Genomic DNA, 18311 nt, shown 5'->3' on the forward strand with positions numbered 1-18311 from the left:
ATAAGGTGATAGGCAGACAGTCAATGAAGGTAAGAATCCTCTACGGCACGTTGTATACGCTAATGGCCCTGCTGGCTATGATGACTTTGTTTCCATTCATCCACGTGCTGGCTACCTCGATGAGCGGTTCGCGCGCTGTGATGTCCGGTGAAGTGTTTTTATGGCCTAAGGAAATCAATTTTTCCTCTTTTTCGAATTTGATTGATGATGGCCAGCTGTTCAAGGCGATGCAAAATACGGTAGTAATCACAGTGCTCGGAACGTTATTTAATATTATCGCAACGATTATTGCCGCTTATCCGCTCAGCAGGAAACGGTTGAAGGGGCGGAATTTGATTCTGATGCTGATTACCTTCACGATGCTGTTTGGTGGCGGGCTGATTCCGAACTATATTTTGATCAAGACATTGGGGATTATGAATACGTATTGGGCATTATGGCTTCCAGGGCTGTTGAGTACGTACAATTTCTTCGTCATGAAAACGTTTTTTGAAAATTTGCCTGCGGAATTGGAAGAGTCGGCAGCGATCGATGGTGCTAATGACCTGTTCATTATTTGGAAAATCATTCTTCCGCTATCGATGCCTATCATTGCAGCACTCACGTTATTTTATGCGGTGAGCTGGTGGAATTCGTATATGAACGTGCTGATGTTTATTACGAGCTCGGGCAAGCTGTCCCTCATGGTCAAGCTGCTGCAAATGATTGATACAACAAGCCAGAATCTGCTCAATGCGAACGCCACAAGCGGTGGTGAGGGAGCGACGATGCAAAATCTCGTTACACCTGAGGGCATACGTGCGGCAGCCATCGTTATATCTGTCACTCCGATTTTGTGTATTTATCCGTTTTTACAAAAGTATTTTGTCAAAGGGGTATTGATCGGATCGATTAAAGGCTGATCCAGATCGCAGCAGGGTAGTCATGCAAGGCTCAAACATACAACAAACGGAGGCGAAATCATGATGTTACACAAGAAACACATGGCTCTTATGCTGGCAGGCGCTTTGGCTATCGTGCCGATCGCTGCATGCAGTACGGATGGAGGAGACAACAAGAAGACGGATACGGCAGCAAATGGGGCCGATAAAAAGAAAAAGCAGGAGGTCAGCATTACGATCCTGGATCGTGGACAGGTGGCCAGCGACGAAGGAACCTATGAAAGCAACCGTGTCACCAAGTATATCAATGAAAAATCAGGTATCAATGTCAAATGGGTGCCTGTCGTACGAACGCAATCCACGCAAAAGATGAATACGTTAATCGCTGCAGGCGAGGCGCCGGACCTGATGTGGGAATTTGGCCGTGACTATATGTCGACGCTGAAGGATCAGGGAGCGATTCAGCCAATCGACGATTATATTGAAAAGTACAGTACCTCCTACAAAAATTATTTGAAAGCGCACCCGGAATTGAAGCCGTATACGATGTTTGATGGTAAAACCTATATTGCTACCAGTGCGCGCGGTGTCGATGCGATAGCGAACCATGCGATGTGGATTCGTCAGGACTGGCTTGACAAGCTCGGTTTGAAAACCCCGACAACGATGGATGAGCTGATGACGGTGATGCGGGCGTTTAAGGATAAGGATCCCGATGGCAACGGGAAAAATGATACGCTAGGCGCTGCTTTTAATTTTAATTACACCGGTATTATTCAAGCGATGTTTGCTGCGCACAGCGGACTGTGGTACCTGGAAAATGACAAGATGGTTAAAGGAAACTTTACTGACCGGTATACAGATGTATTGTCATTGCTGAAAACGATGTTTGATGAAGGCTTGGTCGATAAGGAATATATTACCGATAAGAACTACCAAAAGGAAAGGCAGCTGTTAGTGACAGGGAAAGCCGGTGTGTACTTTGCGAGCTGGAATATTAGCGCAGAATATCGTGAGCTCAAGCAAAATGTACCGGATGCCAAGCTGGTTCCTTTGGAGCCTGTGTCCACGAAGTATGGTAAGTTCGGACTGTTTCAGGAGCCGCCTGCGAACAAGCTGATCGTATTTAACAAAAATATGAAGGATCCGGAAGCAGCCGTGAAGCTGTTGGATTGGATGATTGATAAAAATTGGTTCGACGTCAGATTCGGCCAAGAGGGCGTTCATTATAAGCTGGTTAATGGTGTGCCACAAGCGATTGATGCCGAGAAAAACAAAAAAGAGCTGCTATATGCCCCTGAATACGCAGTATTGGACCAATACAGTCCGAAGCCGGAGGACTTTGCCGTGATGGCCGCACAGGATGCCATATCACAGGAATACGCCAAGATTCAGGGTGAATCGTTGAAGGTTGCTATGAAAAATAAGTTTAGAAGGGATATCCCGTTTAACCCTACGTTCCCTGAGCTCAGTGAAACGGCAACAGCGTTTACGCCACTGGCTGAGGAGATCGAAACCAAGGTCATCACCGGCGGTAATCAATACAATGCTCAGTGGGGGATTGAACAGCTGCGCAAGGAATGGAAACGTCTGGGCGGTGATAATGTCGATAAGCTAGCCCAGCAATGGTACGAGAAAAATTTAAAAGGCAAGTAAAGCCTGATTATTAGAATAAAGGAGTGTTCAAAGGGACCATGGTGCTGGATCATAAACAAATGCTGCTTAAACAATTGGATGTATGGCACGGACAATATAACCCAGAGGTGCAGATGGTGCGCAAGCCGTTCCATACGCCTGGTTACCACAGCACCTTGAAAAATGTCGCGTATACCCACCCTACACTTGCTGCTCTGGTATACGCATTGGGATTGCTTGACAGCAGGCAGGCAGAATATACAGAGCGTGCATCCGGGATCCTCAGCAAGGTGATCGGTCTACAGGATCAGAACCCGGAGCACTCCACTTATGGCATATGGTCGTGGTTTATGGAGGAGCCGCTTGAGATGATGGCGCCACCGGATTGGAACTGGGCCGACTTTTGCGGAAAACGACTTGTGTTAGCTGAGCAGCGTCATGCCGACCTGCTCAGCCCTACGCTGAGGGAGCAGATTAAGCAGGCTGTATATTGCGCCTGCGATGCGATTATGAAGCGCGATGTAGGCCCCGGCTACACGAATATCGCGATTATGGGAGCATTTGTAACTCTAATTGCCGGAGAGCTGTACGGACATAAGCCGTATGCAGAGTATGGACTTGAGCGGCTGCGCAAATTCAGTGATTACACGAAGGCATTGGGTACTTTTCAGGAGTTCAACAGTCCGACCTATACGATTGTCGCGATTCAGGAGCTGGCGAGCATACACACGGCAACGGTTAATGAGGAAGCCAGGCAGCTCAGTGCCGATATGCTGGATGTGGCATGGCGTATGACGGCCGAGCATTTTCATGCTCCAAGTCGCCAATGGTCGGGACCGCACAGTCGCAGCTACAGTACGGTAATGACACCGGAGGTGCTGTCATTTTTGCAAATGGCTAGCGGTGGCACGCTCTCATTGAAACCGAATGAGGACATCATCTACAATCTGGATTGGTATGGGAATGATATTCATTGCCCCAAGGCATATTTATCTGCATTCGAGCATACCGAAACCACTACGAAACGGCAGGTTATTCAAAAGGACGAGGCAGGCCATGCCTTGAATATTGCCACCACTTATATGAGTGGAGCTGTTAGTATAGGCACCTTTAGCAAGGATGTGATGTGGAATCAGCGCCGCAACCTGCTTGGCTATGTGAGAAACGGCGATAGCTTCAGCTACATGCATCTGCGGTTGTTGCACGATGGCTACGACTATTCATCTGCGGTGTACTCCAGTGTGCAGGATCAAGGTGATGTGCTGTTCGGTATCGGCTTCTGCACGAATGGCGGGGATACCCACATTGGTCTCGATCCCATTGACGGAACGATTGAAGCAGCCGATCTGCGGCTTCGATTTGAAATTGGCGGAAGCCTGGAGGGTATTGAAGTCGAAGATTTTGCTGCTGATACAGAGTCTGTGTCCGTTCGAATTGAGGATCAGACGATGCGGGTGAGGTTATTGTTTGCAGCATTTGATGGGGAGCAGCCGGCATGGGAACTGGTTAGTGAACCAAATAAGCTGTGCGTGGACTACGTCATCTATGCGGGGGAAAGCAAGCGGTTCTCGTTTATCGAGATCCAGCAGGCGCTGCTTATGTTCGCATTTCGCTTAACCGAAGGAAACAGTGGCGAGCTGGATGCAACAGCCAATTATGTGGATCGTAAGGATGATGGTTCTGAAGAGGGCGCTAACCGGGAGGTTCACGCCGAGTATCATTCGACTGGCGGTACTGTGCTGCAGCTGCACCTGCCGGTTAAGCCGACTGAGAAGCAGCAGATGCTGAGATCCAAGTAAATCTTGCAAGGTCCTATCATGGGCAGGGAGGTATTGGAATGGCAAAAGGCGCCATCATACACAATGAATTTCACAGCTTTACCGATTCATACACGGGTCGAACATTGACACGGCTTACTGCACCTGAGCAAGTGAATCATCATCCTTATTTCTATTACAAGATGATAACGAATGATAATCGTTATCTCATATATGCCAGCGAAAGAAATGGGCAGCGCAACCTGTATCGTATGGATTTGCAGGATGGATCCGCTCTTCAGTTAACGGAAGGGGCAGGTGTTCAAGATTTCGGCTGCAGTCTTACCAGTGATGATCGTTATCTCATATACTGCCGTGAGCATCAATTAATCCGCATGGATATGGCTACATTGGAAGATGAGGTTTTTTACGAAACTGAAGCGGGTTGGACACCAAATGGGATAAGCTCGGGCGATCGTTATCTAGTGCTTGTCGAAATGAATGATCGTGACATAATTGCCAGCAAAGGGGATTGGTCCACCTTTGAATTACAGTGGGCGAAGCAGCCGCACTGCCGAATCATGTATATCGATATTGAGCAAAAGACGAGTCGAATCGTCCATGAGGAGCTGAACTGCTGGCTGGGACATCCACAAATTCGTCCCCATGATCCGTCGACGATATTATTTTGCCATGAGGGGCCCGGTAACCGGATTGATGCAAGGCTGTGGCTGATTCAGGCTGATGGCACAAACCTGCGCTGTGCCAAGGAGCAAACTCATGAGGAATTGATCACTCATGAATACTGGCTCGCAGACGGCTCCAAATTCGCATTTGTATATCGGCATGAAGATTATCAATGGCACGAAAGTATTCGTTTTATGGACCCGGATACGTTGGAAGAGGAAATATGGATGGATTCATCCAAATATTGTCATTTTATATCTAATCATGATCATTCCCGAATTGTCGGGGACGGGCAGCTTCCCGAACAGCATTTTATTTATCTTGTTGATGTTCAGGAGCGCAAGGAATATAAGCTGTGCTCTCATGGAACCAGCTGGAAAAGCTATGGCAATACGCAGGATGCGCATCCACACCCGGCCTTTTCACCGGATGGCACATTTATTATATTCACATCCGATATGGAAGGGATTCCATGTATTTATAAAGTAGACCTGGATTAGAAGCCAGGTGATTAATGAGTGGATTAACTAAATGAATAGACTGTTCCCGCAGCTGCATGCAGCCAAGGAACAGTCTATTTGTGCTTCCTATGATCATTTTATGTCGGGCTGTCTATCCAGGCTGAATCAGGGAGAACTTTGATTGCAGGTGCAAGTAGGACAATTGTATCGACCATCTGCCCAAGCTGTTGTAAGCGCTACCATAAATAAAGTCAAAGCAGCAAAAAGAGTAACCAGGTTCTTTTCCTCATCATTCCATCGCCTCCTTTCCATAGTTTAATATAATAGTAGCAAAATTACAAAAATAGGTAATATTATATAAATTTTCGACAAATTATACTGATAGCAGATCGGTTGTTCCTCTATCAATGGGTGATTAACCCCGAAACACTGTATATTTGTATTATTATTTATAGATTTCCCTCATTTATTAATACGGCTATTCAAGCTAACATTTGATTATAAAACTACTAGATCAAATGATAGGGAGTGAACTGGAGTGGCAAAATTCAACAGATTTATTGAACCCATATGGGGTTATGTATTCATTTCTCCCTGGCTGCTGGGACTATTCGTCCTCACGATTGGGCCGATGTCCCAATCCTTTTATTTATCGTTGACAGCGTACAACCTGCTGGAGCTGCCAACCTGGATCGGTTTTGGGAATTATCATGAAATTTTTACAGATGATAAAGATTTTTGGAAGGCGATGCAGGTAACCTTCACGTATGTAGTGCTTTCAGTACCACTGAAATTATTTTTTGCTTTAATGGTAGCTATGCTTCTATTTCGTGCGATACGCGGTATGTCTGTGTTCCGGGCGATATTTTATTTGCCTTCTCTGATCGGAGGCAGCGTAGCGATATCAGCGATATGGCGAAACCTGTTTGGTGCTGATGGTTTTCTCAACAAGTTATTGAGCCTTGTAGGGATTCAAGGTATCGACTGGATTAATACGCCAGGGACGGCACTATACACATTGGTTTTGTTGGCCGTATGGCAGTTTGGATCCTCGATGGTTATTTTTTTGGCTGGACTGAAGCAAATTCCTCGGGATCTTTACGAATCTGCTTCTGTGGATGGAGCTTCCAAGATTCGTTCGTTTTTTGCGATTACGCTTCCCATGCTGACCCCCATCATTTTATTTAATCTGGTTATGCAAATTATTGGCAGTTTTCAAATGTTCACGCAAGCGTTCATCGTCACTAAAGGCGGGCCGATCAATTCGACATTGGTATATGCTTTGTACGTATACCAGAAAGCATTTGCTTACTTTAACATGGGTTATGCCAGTGCCTTAGCGTGGATCCTGCTTATGTTTATTGCCGTATTTACAGCATTGATTTTCTGGTCGGCCAAACGATGGGTTCACTATGAGACTTAACAAACATTTAATTATATGGATCGGATGGGGATTAGGGTGAAACGACAAAATCTAGTTCAGTATATTTTCTTGACCTTGTGCAGTATCGTGATGATTTACCCTGTCTTCTGGTTGGTGGGGAGCTCTCTGAAATCAAATGAGGATATCCCTAAAGCGAATTTGATTCCAAGTGAGTTTCATTGGGACAATTTCTCCAATGGCTGGACAGCGATTCCTGGCTTCAGCTTTGCTCATTTTTTTTACAACTCCTTTTTCATCGCAGTTCTTTCCGTAATTGGGACATTAATATCGAGCGCATTTGTTGCTTTTGGCTTTGCCAGACTTAACTTCCCACTGAAGAACATGTGGTTCGCGATTTTGATGCTGACCTTAATGCTTCCTGCACAGGTTACTTTAGTGCCGCAATATATTTTGTTTAAATATTTTGATTGGGTAGGGACGACACTGCCGCTGATTGTTCCGCATTTTTTGGCGGTAAGCCCGTTTTTTGTGTTCCTTATCATTCAGTTCATTCGTGGCATTCCACGAGATTTGGACGAATCCGCCAAGATAGACGGCTGCTCTACACCGGGGATCGCTTTTAAAATTGTACTTCCGCTCTGTTCACCAGCTTTCATCACGACAGCGATATTCAGCTTTATCTGGACCTGGGACGATTTCTTGGGACAAATGATTTATTTGACCGATACCGCGAAGTACACGGTGCCGCTCGCTTTGCGTTTATTTCTGGACAACTCCTCGGCTGTTACATGGGGGCCCATGTATGCAATGTCGCTATTGTCGGTCATCCCTTGCTTTATCATTTTTATCCTTGCCCAAAAATATTTTGTGGAAGGAATAACCACTACGGGGATTAAAGGATAAGGGTTTACAAAAGGAGTTCACGGGCCTTATGCTAGTGCTAAATGGCTGGACAGTAGGTGATCTTTATCATGAAGAATCCATTTAAAACCTTTTCATTCCAGGTAACTTTCTTTGCTTCCTTCATTATCATTTCAGCATTATTGATCATGCTTCTCGGTATTACAAGCTATTATATTACGAATCAGGAGGTCGTGGAGCAAACGATCTCTTCCAGAAAGCTTTTATTGAACGAAATTAATAAACAGCTGGATATTCAGCTGCAGTCCGTCGAATATGATTCACTTGTACTCGCCAGTAACCCGAAGCTGATCCATTACTTGCAGCTTAGCGAGCAATCCTTCGAGCGGATTGGGCAAAATTCAGACATGGTGGATATGCTGAGCCGACCCAGCTATGTCAAGGAAGGCATTCACTCCTTACAGCTGTATGCCAAAGATACCAGCGTAGACAAGCAGATTGCAGGCAGCGGCGTGTACGATTATCAAATCATCGAAAGAAGCTCCTGGTATAACGAGATCAAGGATGCCGACTACTGCTGGATAGGCACCCACCCCGTTGAGGTAGGCAGCTACGCTCCCGAAGATCGGCTTGTTGTCAGCTTTGCCCGCAAGGTGCTGTCTCCCTCAGGCAAGGAGATCGGCATTCTTGTTGTGAATTTAAAAATGCCGTTTGTGCAAAAGATTGTTTCGAGCAGCGGCACCCATGTAAGCCGATTTGTGCTTGATACACATTCCCGGCTGATTGCGGAATTCAACGATGCGACCGGAGAAGCAGTTACCTATGAGGGCCATAAGAACGAACTGGCTTCCATATTGGCACAATCGGAATCGGAGCAATTCGCAGTAGTCAAGCTGGAGAAGAAGAAGTTAATCATCTGGAATCAGCAGGATCGGACGCTGTGGATAACGATGGACGTTATTCCCTGGGAGGATATTACCAAAGGAAGCCGCAAAATTGAAATGGTTATTTTTATTGCAGCTGTTCTGTGTATTTTGCTCGCTATTATTATGGCGTTCTTATTATCCCGACAATTCGCCGCGCCCATTCGAAAACTGACTCATGCTATGAACCTAATGAAAATTGGCAAGCTGAACGTTCAGATCGATAATGATTATGAGAATGAGTTTGGACATTTAAATGAAAATTTCAATCAAATGACGCAGCGTATAGATCGGCTGATCGTTCAGGTGGAAGAGCAGCATCTGAAAAAAAGAGAAGCAGAGATCCAAATCCTGCAGGAGCAGATTAACCCGCACTTTTTGTACAATACTTTAGATATGATTAATTGGCATGCGATTGAATCAGGCAGCAAGGAAATCAGCCAAATGTTGGCTCTACTTGGCAAGATGCTGCGTATCGGTCTATCCAGCGGAGCTACCTTCATTACGGTGAAGAGGGAGCTTGAGCATCTGCATTGTTATGTGGAGCTGCAAAGAATCAGGCATAAACACAAGATTCAGTTCGATATCTCGGTACCGGATTCGTTAAAAACCTACTACACGCCTAAACTGATCATCCAGCCATTTGTAGAAAATGCCCTGATTCATGGGCTTCATTCCCGAGGTGAGGGTATGATTAAGATTACAGGATGGGAAGACGAACGGAGTATATATTTGGCCATTGAAGACAACGGAATTGGGATGGATGTGGGCGGTGCTGAGCCAAGCAGAGAGCATAATGGCATACGCAATGTACATGAACGCATTCAGCTGTATTTTGGTGCAAACTTTGGGGTGCACTTGTATAGTCAAATCGATGTGGGAACCAAGGTTGTCTTGTCCTTGCCCAAAATGCTTACAGACTCACCCAGACCTTACGAAGGAGCAGTTTCATGATCAAAGCGGTAATTATCGATGATGATATCACCACGATCCAGGGCCTTACTCGTAATGTGCGTTGGAACGAATTCGGGATTGAGGTGGTGGCAACCGCCAGGAACGGCAGAGATGGATTGGAGAAGATCCGGTTTTATCGACCTGAACTCATATTGACCGATATTTTTATGCCTGTGATGGATGGAATCGAAATGCTTAAAGCTGTACGCGAAGATGGAAATATGGTGGAAGTTATTATCCTGAGCGGCTATGAGGATTTTAAATACGCACAATCTGCAGTAAAGCTGAAGGTCAACGATTACTTATCCAAACCGGCGACACTCGATGAAATTGAACGTGTGCTTCAGGAAACGGCACTTAAAATTGAGAAAAGGGTGGCTTCCGAGAGGGAAGACAAGGAGCTGCGAGAGCTTCTGGAATACAACCTGCCGATCACGAAAAAGCAGATGTTTAAAGGGCTGCTTGAACCGGAATTTTGCCATACGCCATTTTATCGCAAAGTGTCCGAATATTTGAAGATCGATTTGTCCGGACAATATTTCACCGTTTTATTAATTGAATTTTTTATTAATCGGGAGCGGAGCTTTAAACCGAGCGATGTATCCCTGTTTGCATATGCTATCAGTAATATTGTGGATGAGCTGTCTCAAAGCAAGAAGGGCGTGTACGTGGCCGACATTCAGCGTAATTTAATTACGGTTATTGTCTCGACGCCATCTCATGTGAAAAAGGACTATGTGAAGATGCAGGTTAAGGAAATAGCGCACGAATTTTTGGAAAAAATACAAAAGTACTTAAAGCTGCAGGTATGGGCTTCTGTTGGCTTCATCGGGGATCATATTTCCGACATTCCTAAATCTTATTCGGCTGCTGTTGATTTGTTGGCGGAGCGGGAAGCAATGCGGAATAAGCAGCTTATCGTCGCCGAGGATGTTAAGGATTTGTCCAAAACGGCTACGCGCCGTCCCATGGAAAGCTATCAGGTTATCATCGATGCCGTTATATCAGGCCAAGAGGATTTGGTAGAGGAACGAATCACAGAGCTGACCAAATCGCTTCATAAGGGCGACGTGCCGAGCATCAGCGTACTAAGGGAATTTTCCGTCGATATCGTTGGCATCCTTGCATTGGCTCTGTATGATCACGGCTTGCAGATCGAGGATATTCATGCCGGCTTCAACATGTACAAGGAACTTGAGCTTCTGTACAGCATTCCTGATTTTGCCGCCTGGCTACGTGAGCTGCTGCTCCCGATCTGTGAGGTTATGAATCGAAGGAGCAGTCAGAAGCATCGCAAAACGATTGATTTCATCATGCGCTATGTGCAGGAGCATTATGCCGAAGACATCACACTCGATGTTTTGGCGGATAAGGTTTATTTGACCCGGAATTACTTGAGTCAGATCTTTAAGCAGGAAACCGGTGAAAACTACAACAGCTATATGACGCGAATCCGTATGGGCAAAGCCAAGGAGCTTATGCTCAGCGGCAACTATAAGATTTTTGAAATCTCTGAATTGGTCGGTTATAAGAACCATGCGTATTTCAGCCAATTATTCAAAAAACATACGGGATTAAATCCTTCCGAGTTTAACCAGTAATAAACAGTCCGTATATTTTCGATATATTTTGTAGATTTCTCTTATTCTATTAAAATCCACAAATTTTATAATAGTGATGTAAGCTAGTAAATGGATAAGGGGTGTATCAACAATGGCTAGTCATCATGCAAGGAGCCGCACATTTTTCAACTCGTTACTAAGTTTAACCTTACTAGGAGGCCTTATGGCCGGATGCGTTCCTACGGAGCAGAAAAATGCAACCGCTTCAGAAAAAGTCGATCCCAAACAAACGCAAGCCCAGCAGAACGTGGAGCTGAGATTTGCCTGGTGGGGAAGTCAAGGACGGCACGACAGAACGCTGAAGGTCATTGACAAGTTCCAACAGCTCCATCCGAATATCAAAATTAAACCGGAATATACGAGCTTTGATGGGTACTGGGAGAAGCTGTCCACCCAGGTAGCCGGCAATAATGTTCCTGATATCATGCAGATGAGTATTCTCTACATTAAGGAATATTCGGATCGTGGTGTGCTTGCCGACCTCACTCCTCAAGTGGGTAAGGAGCTCAAAATTGATGATTTAAATGCGGATGTTGTGAAGAATCAAGGAACGGTTAAAGGCAAGCTGACCGGATTGCCGGTTTCCGATAATGCCTCCGTCTTAATCTACAATAAAGAAATGTACCAACAGGCAGGGGTTGAGCCTCCGAAGCTCGACATGACCTGGAAGGAATATTTTGATAAGGCACGTGAAGTGAAGTCCAAGCTTGGAGATAAAGTATATGGTGCATTCGATATGTCGACGTCCCTGGAAGCCTACATGTATTATGTGTTTTCTGTCGGTGAGCAGCTTTATAAGGATAACCGACTCGGCTACACGGACCCGACGTTCACAAACTGGCTGAAAATGTGGGATGACGCTCGTAAGGAAGGCATTGTACCGCCAGCTACCATGACCGCTTCGTTTCTGCCAATCGGTAATGCTGATCCTAATAAGGATGGATTAATGAAAGGGATTGTTCCCATCATGGGACCTCAATTTACAGCTACGTTCCCGGCATATGAGAATGTGATGAAGGATAAAATCGATATGGTTTCTTATCCGAAGGATAAACAATCCGGCAGTGCGATTTTACCGGCGATGTTCCTTTCCGCTTCGGCCAAAACGAAGTATCCGAAGGAAGCAGCAATGTTCCTTGATTTTTTCCTGAATTCGAAGGAAGCGGCAGATATATTGGAAACGGAAAGAGGCATGCCGGAAAATAAAAAAATGCTGGAGTACCTGACCGCGAAATTCAATGAGCGTGATAAGAAAATGGTGAAAATGCTGCAGCATGTAACCAGCAATAAACCTTCGATGTATGATGGCGGACCTAAAGGCACGGGTGAAGTGACCAAGCTGTTTGAACAAACAGTGCAAAAGCAGCAATTTGGTAAAGTGACCATTGATGAGGCGGTCGTTGATTTCCGTAAAGAAGCCGACAAAATCTTCGAGAAAAACAATTAATGGAATAATTTTACAGGTGGAAAACTATCTAACGATGGGCTTCTATCCTGTTCTGCTATTATATTTGTGTGAAATGGGGATTTACAATGATGAATGCTCGTCAGTTTTCAATTATTGGTTGTCAGCATGCGCATATCGGAATATTTATCAGTGAGATGCTTGAGCTCGGATATACATGTGCCGGAATCTACGAGGATGAGAATGTGGAGCTGGCACAAAGCTTTGCAGATAAATTCGGAATCCCTCTTGTGAAAGAGAAAGAAAGCCTGCTGGGTGAGTCGGTATCGATTGTCGGCTGTGCATCGATTAATGATCAAAAGATGAATGTGATTGAGTTATGTGAAAGCCATGACAAACCTATCATGATCGATAAACCGGCTGTTACGAGCGCAGAAGGGCTGGAGCGGCTGAAGGCAGTGATCGAACGGGGTAGAATTCAAGTCGGGATGCTGCTGACCGAACGATTTCATCCCGCAATCTACACCTTAAAGAAACAGATTGATCAAGGGGTACTGGGCGATATCGTCTCGATCGGCATGCGCAAGCCTCATCGACTGGATGCCGCGAAAAGACCGGAATGGTTCTTCTCCAAACAGCAGTCTGGCGGGATTCTGATTGATCTGCTGGTGCACGATTTCGATCTTCTGCGATGGTTGACCGGTAAAGAAATAGAAACGATTAACGGGTATGTCGGCAAAACGATTTTGCCTGAATACCCGACCTTCTATAACACGGCCAGCGTACAGGTCGTCTTGGAGAATTGTATCACCGCCCAGTTGTATACGGATTGGCACACGCCAAGCCAGAGCTGGACTTGGGGGGATGGCCGTATCTTCGTAACAGGTACCGAAGGTTGTGCCGAGCTCCGTCTGCAAGGCGATCCTCTGCTGCAGAAGGATACCGTTATGATCCAATTGACGAATCAATCGCCTATGGGATTGGTTCCACTCGAACAGCCGAAGCATTCCATTACAAGCGACTTTATACGGCGTATTCAAGGAGAAGATGCTACTGTGTCTCAGGATGACATTCTCAAGACGTCCGAAGCGACCGTCACGGCGGATGATCTTGTTATCCATTTAAATACGCAGGAAAGGAAGCGACAGGTATGAGCACAGTAAAGAAGACCAAGTTTGGCATTCTGGGATGTGGTGTCATTGCCGAGATTCATGCAAATGCTATCCACGAGATCGAAGAGGCGGAACTGGTTGCCATATGTGAAAAGAATGAGGAGAAAGGAAGGCAATTTGCAGATAAGCATGGAGGTCAGCTGTACGTGCAGCTCGAGGATATGCTGCAGAATGACGAGATCGAGGTTGTTTGCATTTGTACACCAAGCGGATACCACGCTGAGCAAACACTGCTTGCCGCAAGAGCGGGCAAACATGTGGTGGTGGAGAAGCCCATGGCGATCCATATGGAAGATGCGTACCGGATGATTCAGGAATGTAAGGAGCAGGGTGTTCTGCTTGCGACGATTTTTCCAAGAAGAATGTCTCCAGCCGCCCAATTTGTTAAGCAGTTTATCGCTAATGGCGGACTGGGAAAATTAAGTCTGTGTGATGCCTATGTGAAAATATACCGCAGCCAGCAGTATTATGACAGTGCCGGCTGGAGGGGGACATGGGCGATTGACGGGGGCGGTTCCATGATGAATCAGGGGATTCACACGGTTGACCTGCTGCAATGGCTGGTGGGTCCGGTCAAATCCATCTATGGACGGGCCAACACGATGTTAAGACAAATTGAGGTAGAGGATACCGCTGTTTCCCTGCTCAGCTTCCATAATGGCGCCATGGGTGTCATGGAAATCACCACAACTGTATATCCTAACTTAGGCCAACGGCTGGAGATCCATGGTGAACGGGGAACCCTCATTTACAAGGAAGACGACATTGAGCTGCTAAAGGTGAATGGTGAAGAGCTGGAGATCCCTGCCTTTGAGCCGTTCCAGGTTATCCCTGACGGACACCGTCTGCAGCTTCGCGATATGGCTCTGGCTGTTCAGGAACATCGCGCACCGATTATCCCAGGGGAAGAAGGTATTCATGCGCTTGAAATTATTTTGGGTACCTATGAATCTTCTAACAGGCAGCGTGAAGTCGTGCTGGATAAGCCGCATCAAAGTCTGAAGGTTGATAATTTGCAGGTGAACGTTTATAGAGGAAGACGCGAATTGGGCGCTGCGGCTGGACGACAGGCGGCGCAGGCTGTACGCAAACGACTTGCGGAACAGGAGCGTGTACGTATCGTATTTGCAGCAGCCCCTTCTCAGAATGAGTTTCTGGAGCAGTTATGCCAAGAGGAGGGTCTCGACTGGGAGCGAATCACCGCATTTCATATGGATGAGTACATAGGATTACCGCAAGGATCGCCTCAGCGCTTTGCGGAATTTCTGAAAACAAGCATTTTCGATAAAGTGAACCCAGGTGTTGTGCATCTAATTGATGGCAGCTTAGACGCAGAGATGGAATGTCACAGGTACGCGGAACTGTTGCAGGAGGCGCCGATCGATTTTGTCTTTCTCGGTATCGGAGAGAATGGACATATCGCCTTTAACGATCCGCCGGTAGCAGACTTTGCAGATCTGGCTATCATCAAACCTATTGTACTGGAGGATGCATGCCGACAGCAGCAGGTGAATGACGGATGTTTCCCGGAATTGCAATCCGTGCCGACGCATGCGCTTACTTTAACCATACCTGCCCTTATGTCTGCGTCTGAGCTGTTTTGCATGGTCCCTGGCCCGACTAAACGGGACGCTGTTCACCGTACATTAAATATGCCGATAACGACAGCCAATCCGTCTACTATTCTTCGTACACATCCCAGCTGTACACTTTATGTAGATCAGGATTCGTTTGGGGAATCGTTATTATCCAGGTTACCGAAGTAAACTTCACATAAAAGGTGCTCCTTTCTTTGGGGTGGTGTTACGGACTTACGGACAAACACTATTCCACCGAGCGATGAGCGCCTTTTTTGTTTTTAATCGAAGCTGCTTTTTATATCATACTTTCATCCTGGTATTATTAAACGGAGGATCGTAATAAAAGTGGTAAATAAGGCCTAATAAATGGTAATCATTGTCGATTAATAGTGGATTTTGGTAGCACTTTCATGTATATTTAATACATATTTAAGAAAGTTCCCCCAAGTCAAAATAGTTTAAGGATGTTATTGATGAGAAATAAGTCTTCTTATTCCCGAAAAGCTAATTTGTCCATGGTTATCAGTGAATTCGAACTACCCCCCATGCAGGATTTATTAATCATTGGCAAGCACGCTCCAGTGGGACCCGAAGCTGTTATGCGCATGGCGGAAGCGCTTTCCCCCGAACAATTTACAGTATTAAAAATCGATCACCCCAAGGTGGAGGGAATATTAATTCGTCGCTCCTTATTGGAAATGATGGAACAGCAGCAGCTGCTGGAAATTATTATGGAGGAAGCCAATTGTATGGTGAATGAATGCATGGTACTGCGAGCCGAGTTGAAATTTAGGATGTTCGTTGAACGGGAGGTAGAATTAAATTGAAGGTGGAGGACTTGATATCGGAACAGCTGCAATACATCACTTCTGGCAAAAGTGTTCAATACGCAGCCAGGCTGATGGATGAACTCGGTGTCAATTCACTTGTGGTGAATGATGAAGGTAAAATTGCTGGTATTCTGACTTCCAGGGATTTACGTTCGGTTCATCCCAACCGGATCGTCGCAGATGCGATGACGGGAAATCCGATTTGTATTCCCAAGTCAACCTTTATTGGAGATGCTATTTCCATCATGGAGCAGCATCAAGTAAAACGTTTAATTGTCAAGGATGGCAATCATGCAGAGGGCATTGTAACCAGAGAGGTGCTGAAGACAACACTTGGCAAATATGAGGATCTGCTAACAGGCTTATATCGATCCGCTTATATGGAATATGTGTTTAATCAATTTGTTGCTCTGAATCGGATGTTTCATATTTTGTTTATCGATCTGAATGATTTTGGCCTTATTAATAAAAAGCACGGACATCCAGTCGGTGATGATGTACTCATTCATTTTTCAACCCTGCTTAAAAACATAACGAATGAACAGGATTACATATGCAGATATGGCGGCGACGAGTTCGTCATTATATCAACGCGGAAATTGCAGGAGGTAGAGAAGCTGATTCAGCAGTTGTCGGAGCCGATGCAAGTGATGAATATTACCCTTTCGGCAGCAGTTGGTTATATTAACGGGTTCGATCACAATTATGCTTCTTCGAGCTTTAGAGAGATGATCAGCAAGGCCAGTATGATATCCACCAGCTTAAAGCCTGCATACGATGAACATTTATTGCATGGAAAACATTGAAAAGAACGGCTCCGAGTTATAAACTAGCTTAGGGGCTTTTATTTATTCCAATGTCCTACAATCATCACGAGGAGAGCTAACTGAAGTATGGCACAATGGAAGGTTTGGATAATGGGGCTCGTCCTGGTTGTGTTGACGGGCTGTTCACCTATGAGTGTTTTTAATGAATCTGCGGGTTCAACGACAATTTTACGAGCGGATGGAAAGCTCCAGGTGCTATTCTTGGATGTCGGGCAAGGGGCAAGCCAGCTGCTGATCAGTCCATCCGGCAAAACGATGCTTATTGATGCAGGCAATAACGACAAAGAACAAGTCATGCTGGATTATCTCAAGCAATATCAAATCACAAAGCTCGATATCGTAATCGGGACACACCCGGATGCGGATCATATCGGAGGCTTGGATAAGGTCATTGATCAAACGCTGGTGGACAGTATATATATGCCCAAAATATCGTCGAATACCCGTACCTTTGAATCGTTATTGGAATCGATCAGCAATAAAAAGCTCAAGGTCCAAACGGCCAAAGCCGGTTTAACGTTGGACTGGGACAAAGAGGTTCAAGTAGAGATGATCGCACCTGCAGCTGTATACGACAGTGCCAACAACATGAGTGCTGTCGTGAAAATTACTTATGGTACGACTTCGCTGCTGTTAACGGGTGATGCGGAGGCGGAAAGTGAGAAGGATATGATCAAATCGGGTGTGGATCTGTCATCGACCGTGTTGGGGGTAGGACATCATGGATCGAAGACTTCAACCTCCTTAACCTTCCTGAACAAGGTGAAGCCTCAATATGCGATTATTCAATCGGGCAAAGATAACAATTATGGTCACCCGGACAAGACGATATTATCCCGCCTGAAAAAAGCAGGAGTTAGCGTGTATCGCAATGATTTGCAGGGGACGGTGTCAGTCATATCGGATGGAAAGAACGTCACGATTGCTACGGAAAGGAAGGAGAAGTAGCTTGAAAGGAATTGTAGATCGCATTGAAGGCAAATACTACATCATTGAAATTGCGGGCGTGATGACTGATGTTCCACGGAGTCAGGTTGCAGCTGGTGTGAAGCCAGGACATGCGGTCGAGCAGCAGAAGGGAATCTGGGTAACGGACGCTGCAGCTACCAAAGAGAGAGAGAGCCGCATCAAAAAGCTCATGAAGGATGTATGGGCAGACGAGTGAAAATAATAATCCGATCAAGAGAAACCCCCATCGCGCCGCGGAGGCCACTGAAAAAGTCCATCTTTAAGAAAAAGGTACAGTTCTTCAAGAAAGTTGAAGAGCCTGTACCTTTTTTGCCGTATAATTGAGTCATCTTAAAAAAGCGTGGGTGAGAGCGGATGATTCGG

The 18311-nt window shown here is 45.7% G+C and carries 16 protein-coding genes; 15 read left to right on the forward strand and 1 reads right to left on the reverse strand.

Features of this window, described 5'->3' with window-relative positions; genetic code table 11:
- Positions 1-5: 5 nt before the first annotated feature.
- From LRL21_RS29515 to LRL21_RS29590, 15 genes are all read left to right on the forward strand, one after another.
- Positions 6-902, forward strand: a complete 897-nt coding sequence (locus LRL21_RS29515; protein ID WP_240419344.1) for a carbohydrate ABC transporter permease — start codon at positions 6-8, stop codon at positions 900-902.
- A 60-nt stretch (positions 903-962) separates the two neighbouring features.
- On the forward strand, positions 963-2537 hold the full coding sequence (locus tag LRL21_RS29520) for an extracellular solute-binding protein (protein ID WP_240419345.1): 1575 nt from the start codon (positions 963-965) through the stop codon (positions 2535-2537).
- Positions 2538-2560: 23 nt separating this feature from the next.
- A complete protein-coding gene (locus LRL21_RS29525; protein ID WP_240419346.1) occupies positions 2561-4315 on the forward strand; it encodes a hypothetical protein in 1755 nt (584 codons plus the stop codon).
- Positions 4316-4353: 38 nt separating this feature from the next.
- A complete protein-coding gene (locus tag LRL21_RS29530) occupies positions 4354-5460 on the forward strand; it encodes an oligogalacturonate lyase family protein (RefSeq protein ID WP_240419347.1) in 1107 nt (368 codons plus the stop codon).
- Between the two features lie 499 nt (positions 5461-5959).
- Positions 5960-6844 carry a carbohydrate ABC transporter permease gene (locus LRL21_RS29535; protein WP_240419348.1) on the forward strand — a complete coding sequence of 295 codons (885 nt, stop codon included), beginning with the start codon at positions 5960-5962 and terminating at the stop codon, positions 6842-6844.
- A 24-nt stretch (positions 6845-6868) separates the two neighbouring features.
- On the forward strand, positions 6869-7708 hold the full coding sequence (locus LRL21_RS29540; protein WP_240419367.1) for a carbohydrate ABC transporter permease: 840 nt from the start codon (positions 6869-6871) through the stop codon (positions 7706-7708).
- A gap of 68 nt (positions 7709-7776) precedes the next feature.
- The gene (locus LRL21_RS29545) at positions 7777-9543 is read left to right on the forward strand and encodes a cache domain-containing sensor histidine kinase (protein ID WP_240419349.1); all 1767 of its coding nucleotides are present in this window, start codon (positions 7777-7779) and stop codon (positions 9541-9543) included.
- Complete coding sequence (locus LRL21_RS29550) at positions 9540-11144, forward strand: response regulator (RefSeq protein WP_240419350.1); 1605 nt, start codon at positions 9540-9542, stop codon at positions 11142-11144. The genes LRL21_RS29545 and LRL21_RS29550 overlap by 4 nt, the downstream gene beginning before the upstream one ends.
- A 184-nt stretch (positions 11145-11328) precedes the next feature.
- The gene (locus tag LRL21_RS29555) at positions 11329-12612 is read left to right on the forward strand and encodes an ABC transporter substrate-binding protein (RefSeq protein WP_240419351.1); all 1284 of its coding nucleotides are present in this window, start codon (positions 11329-11331) and stop codon (positions 12610-12612) included.
- Positions 12613-12698: 86 nt separating this feature from the next.
- The gene (locus tag LRL21_RS29560) at positions 12699-13724 is read left to right on the forward strand and encodes a Gfo/Idh/MocA family protein (RefSeq protein WP_240419352.1); all 1026 of its coding nucleotides are present in this window, start codon (positions 12699-12701) and stop codon (positions 13722-13724) included.
- A complete protein-coding gene (locus tag LRL21_RS46395; RefSeq protein WP_338044693.1) occupies positions 13721-15508 on the forward strand; it encodes a Gfo/Idh/MocA family oxidoreductase in 1788 nt (595 codons plus the stop codon). The genes LRL21_RS29560 and LRL21_RS46395 overlap by 4 nt, the downstream gene beginning before the upstream one ends.
- 287 nt (positions 15509-15795) lie before the next feature.
- Positions 15796-16149, forward strand: coding sequence for a hypothetical protein (locus tag LRL21_RS29575; RefSeq protein ID WP_240419353.1), 354 nt, complete (start codon positions 15796-15798; stop codon positions 16147-16149).
- 2 nt (positions 16150-16151) lie between these two features.
- Entirely contained in the window at positions 16152-16958 is an 807-nt protein-coding gene (locus LRL21_RS29580) for a diguanylate cyclase (protein WP_240419369.1), read from the forward strand.
- 87 nt (positions 16959-17045) lie between these two features.
- Positions 17046-17927, forward strand: a complete 882-nt coding sequence (locus tag LRL21_RS29585; protein WP_240419354.1) for a ComEC/Rec2 family competence protein — start codon at positions 17046-17048, stop codon at positions 17925-17927.
- Position 17928: 1 nt separating this feature from the next.
- Positions 17929-18144, forward strand: a complete 216-nt coding sequence (locus LRL21_RS29590; RefSeq protein ID WP_240419355.1) for a DUF3006 domain-containing protein — start codon at positions 17929-17931, stop codon at positions 18142-18144.
- Here the strand turns inward: LRL21_RS29590 and LRL21_RS29595 are convergent.
- Positions 18116-18311 (reverse strand): hypothetical protein (locus LRL21_RS29595; RefSeq protein ID WP_240419356.1); only part of this gene is annotated, 196 nt, incomplete at its 5' end. The two genes, LRL21_RS29590 and LRL21_RS29595, sit on opposite strands and share 29 nt — an antisense overlap.

Origin of the sequence: Paenibacillus periandrae (genome assembly GCF_022458865.1) — a bacterium.
Classification (GTDB): domain Bacteria; phylum Bacillota; class Bacilli; order Paenibacillales; family NBRC-103111; genus Paenibacillus_S; species Paenibacillus_S periandrae.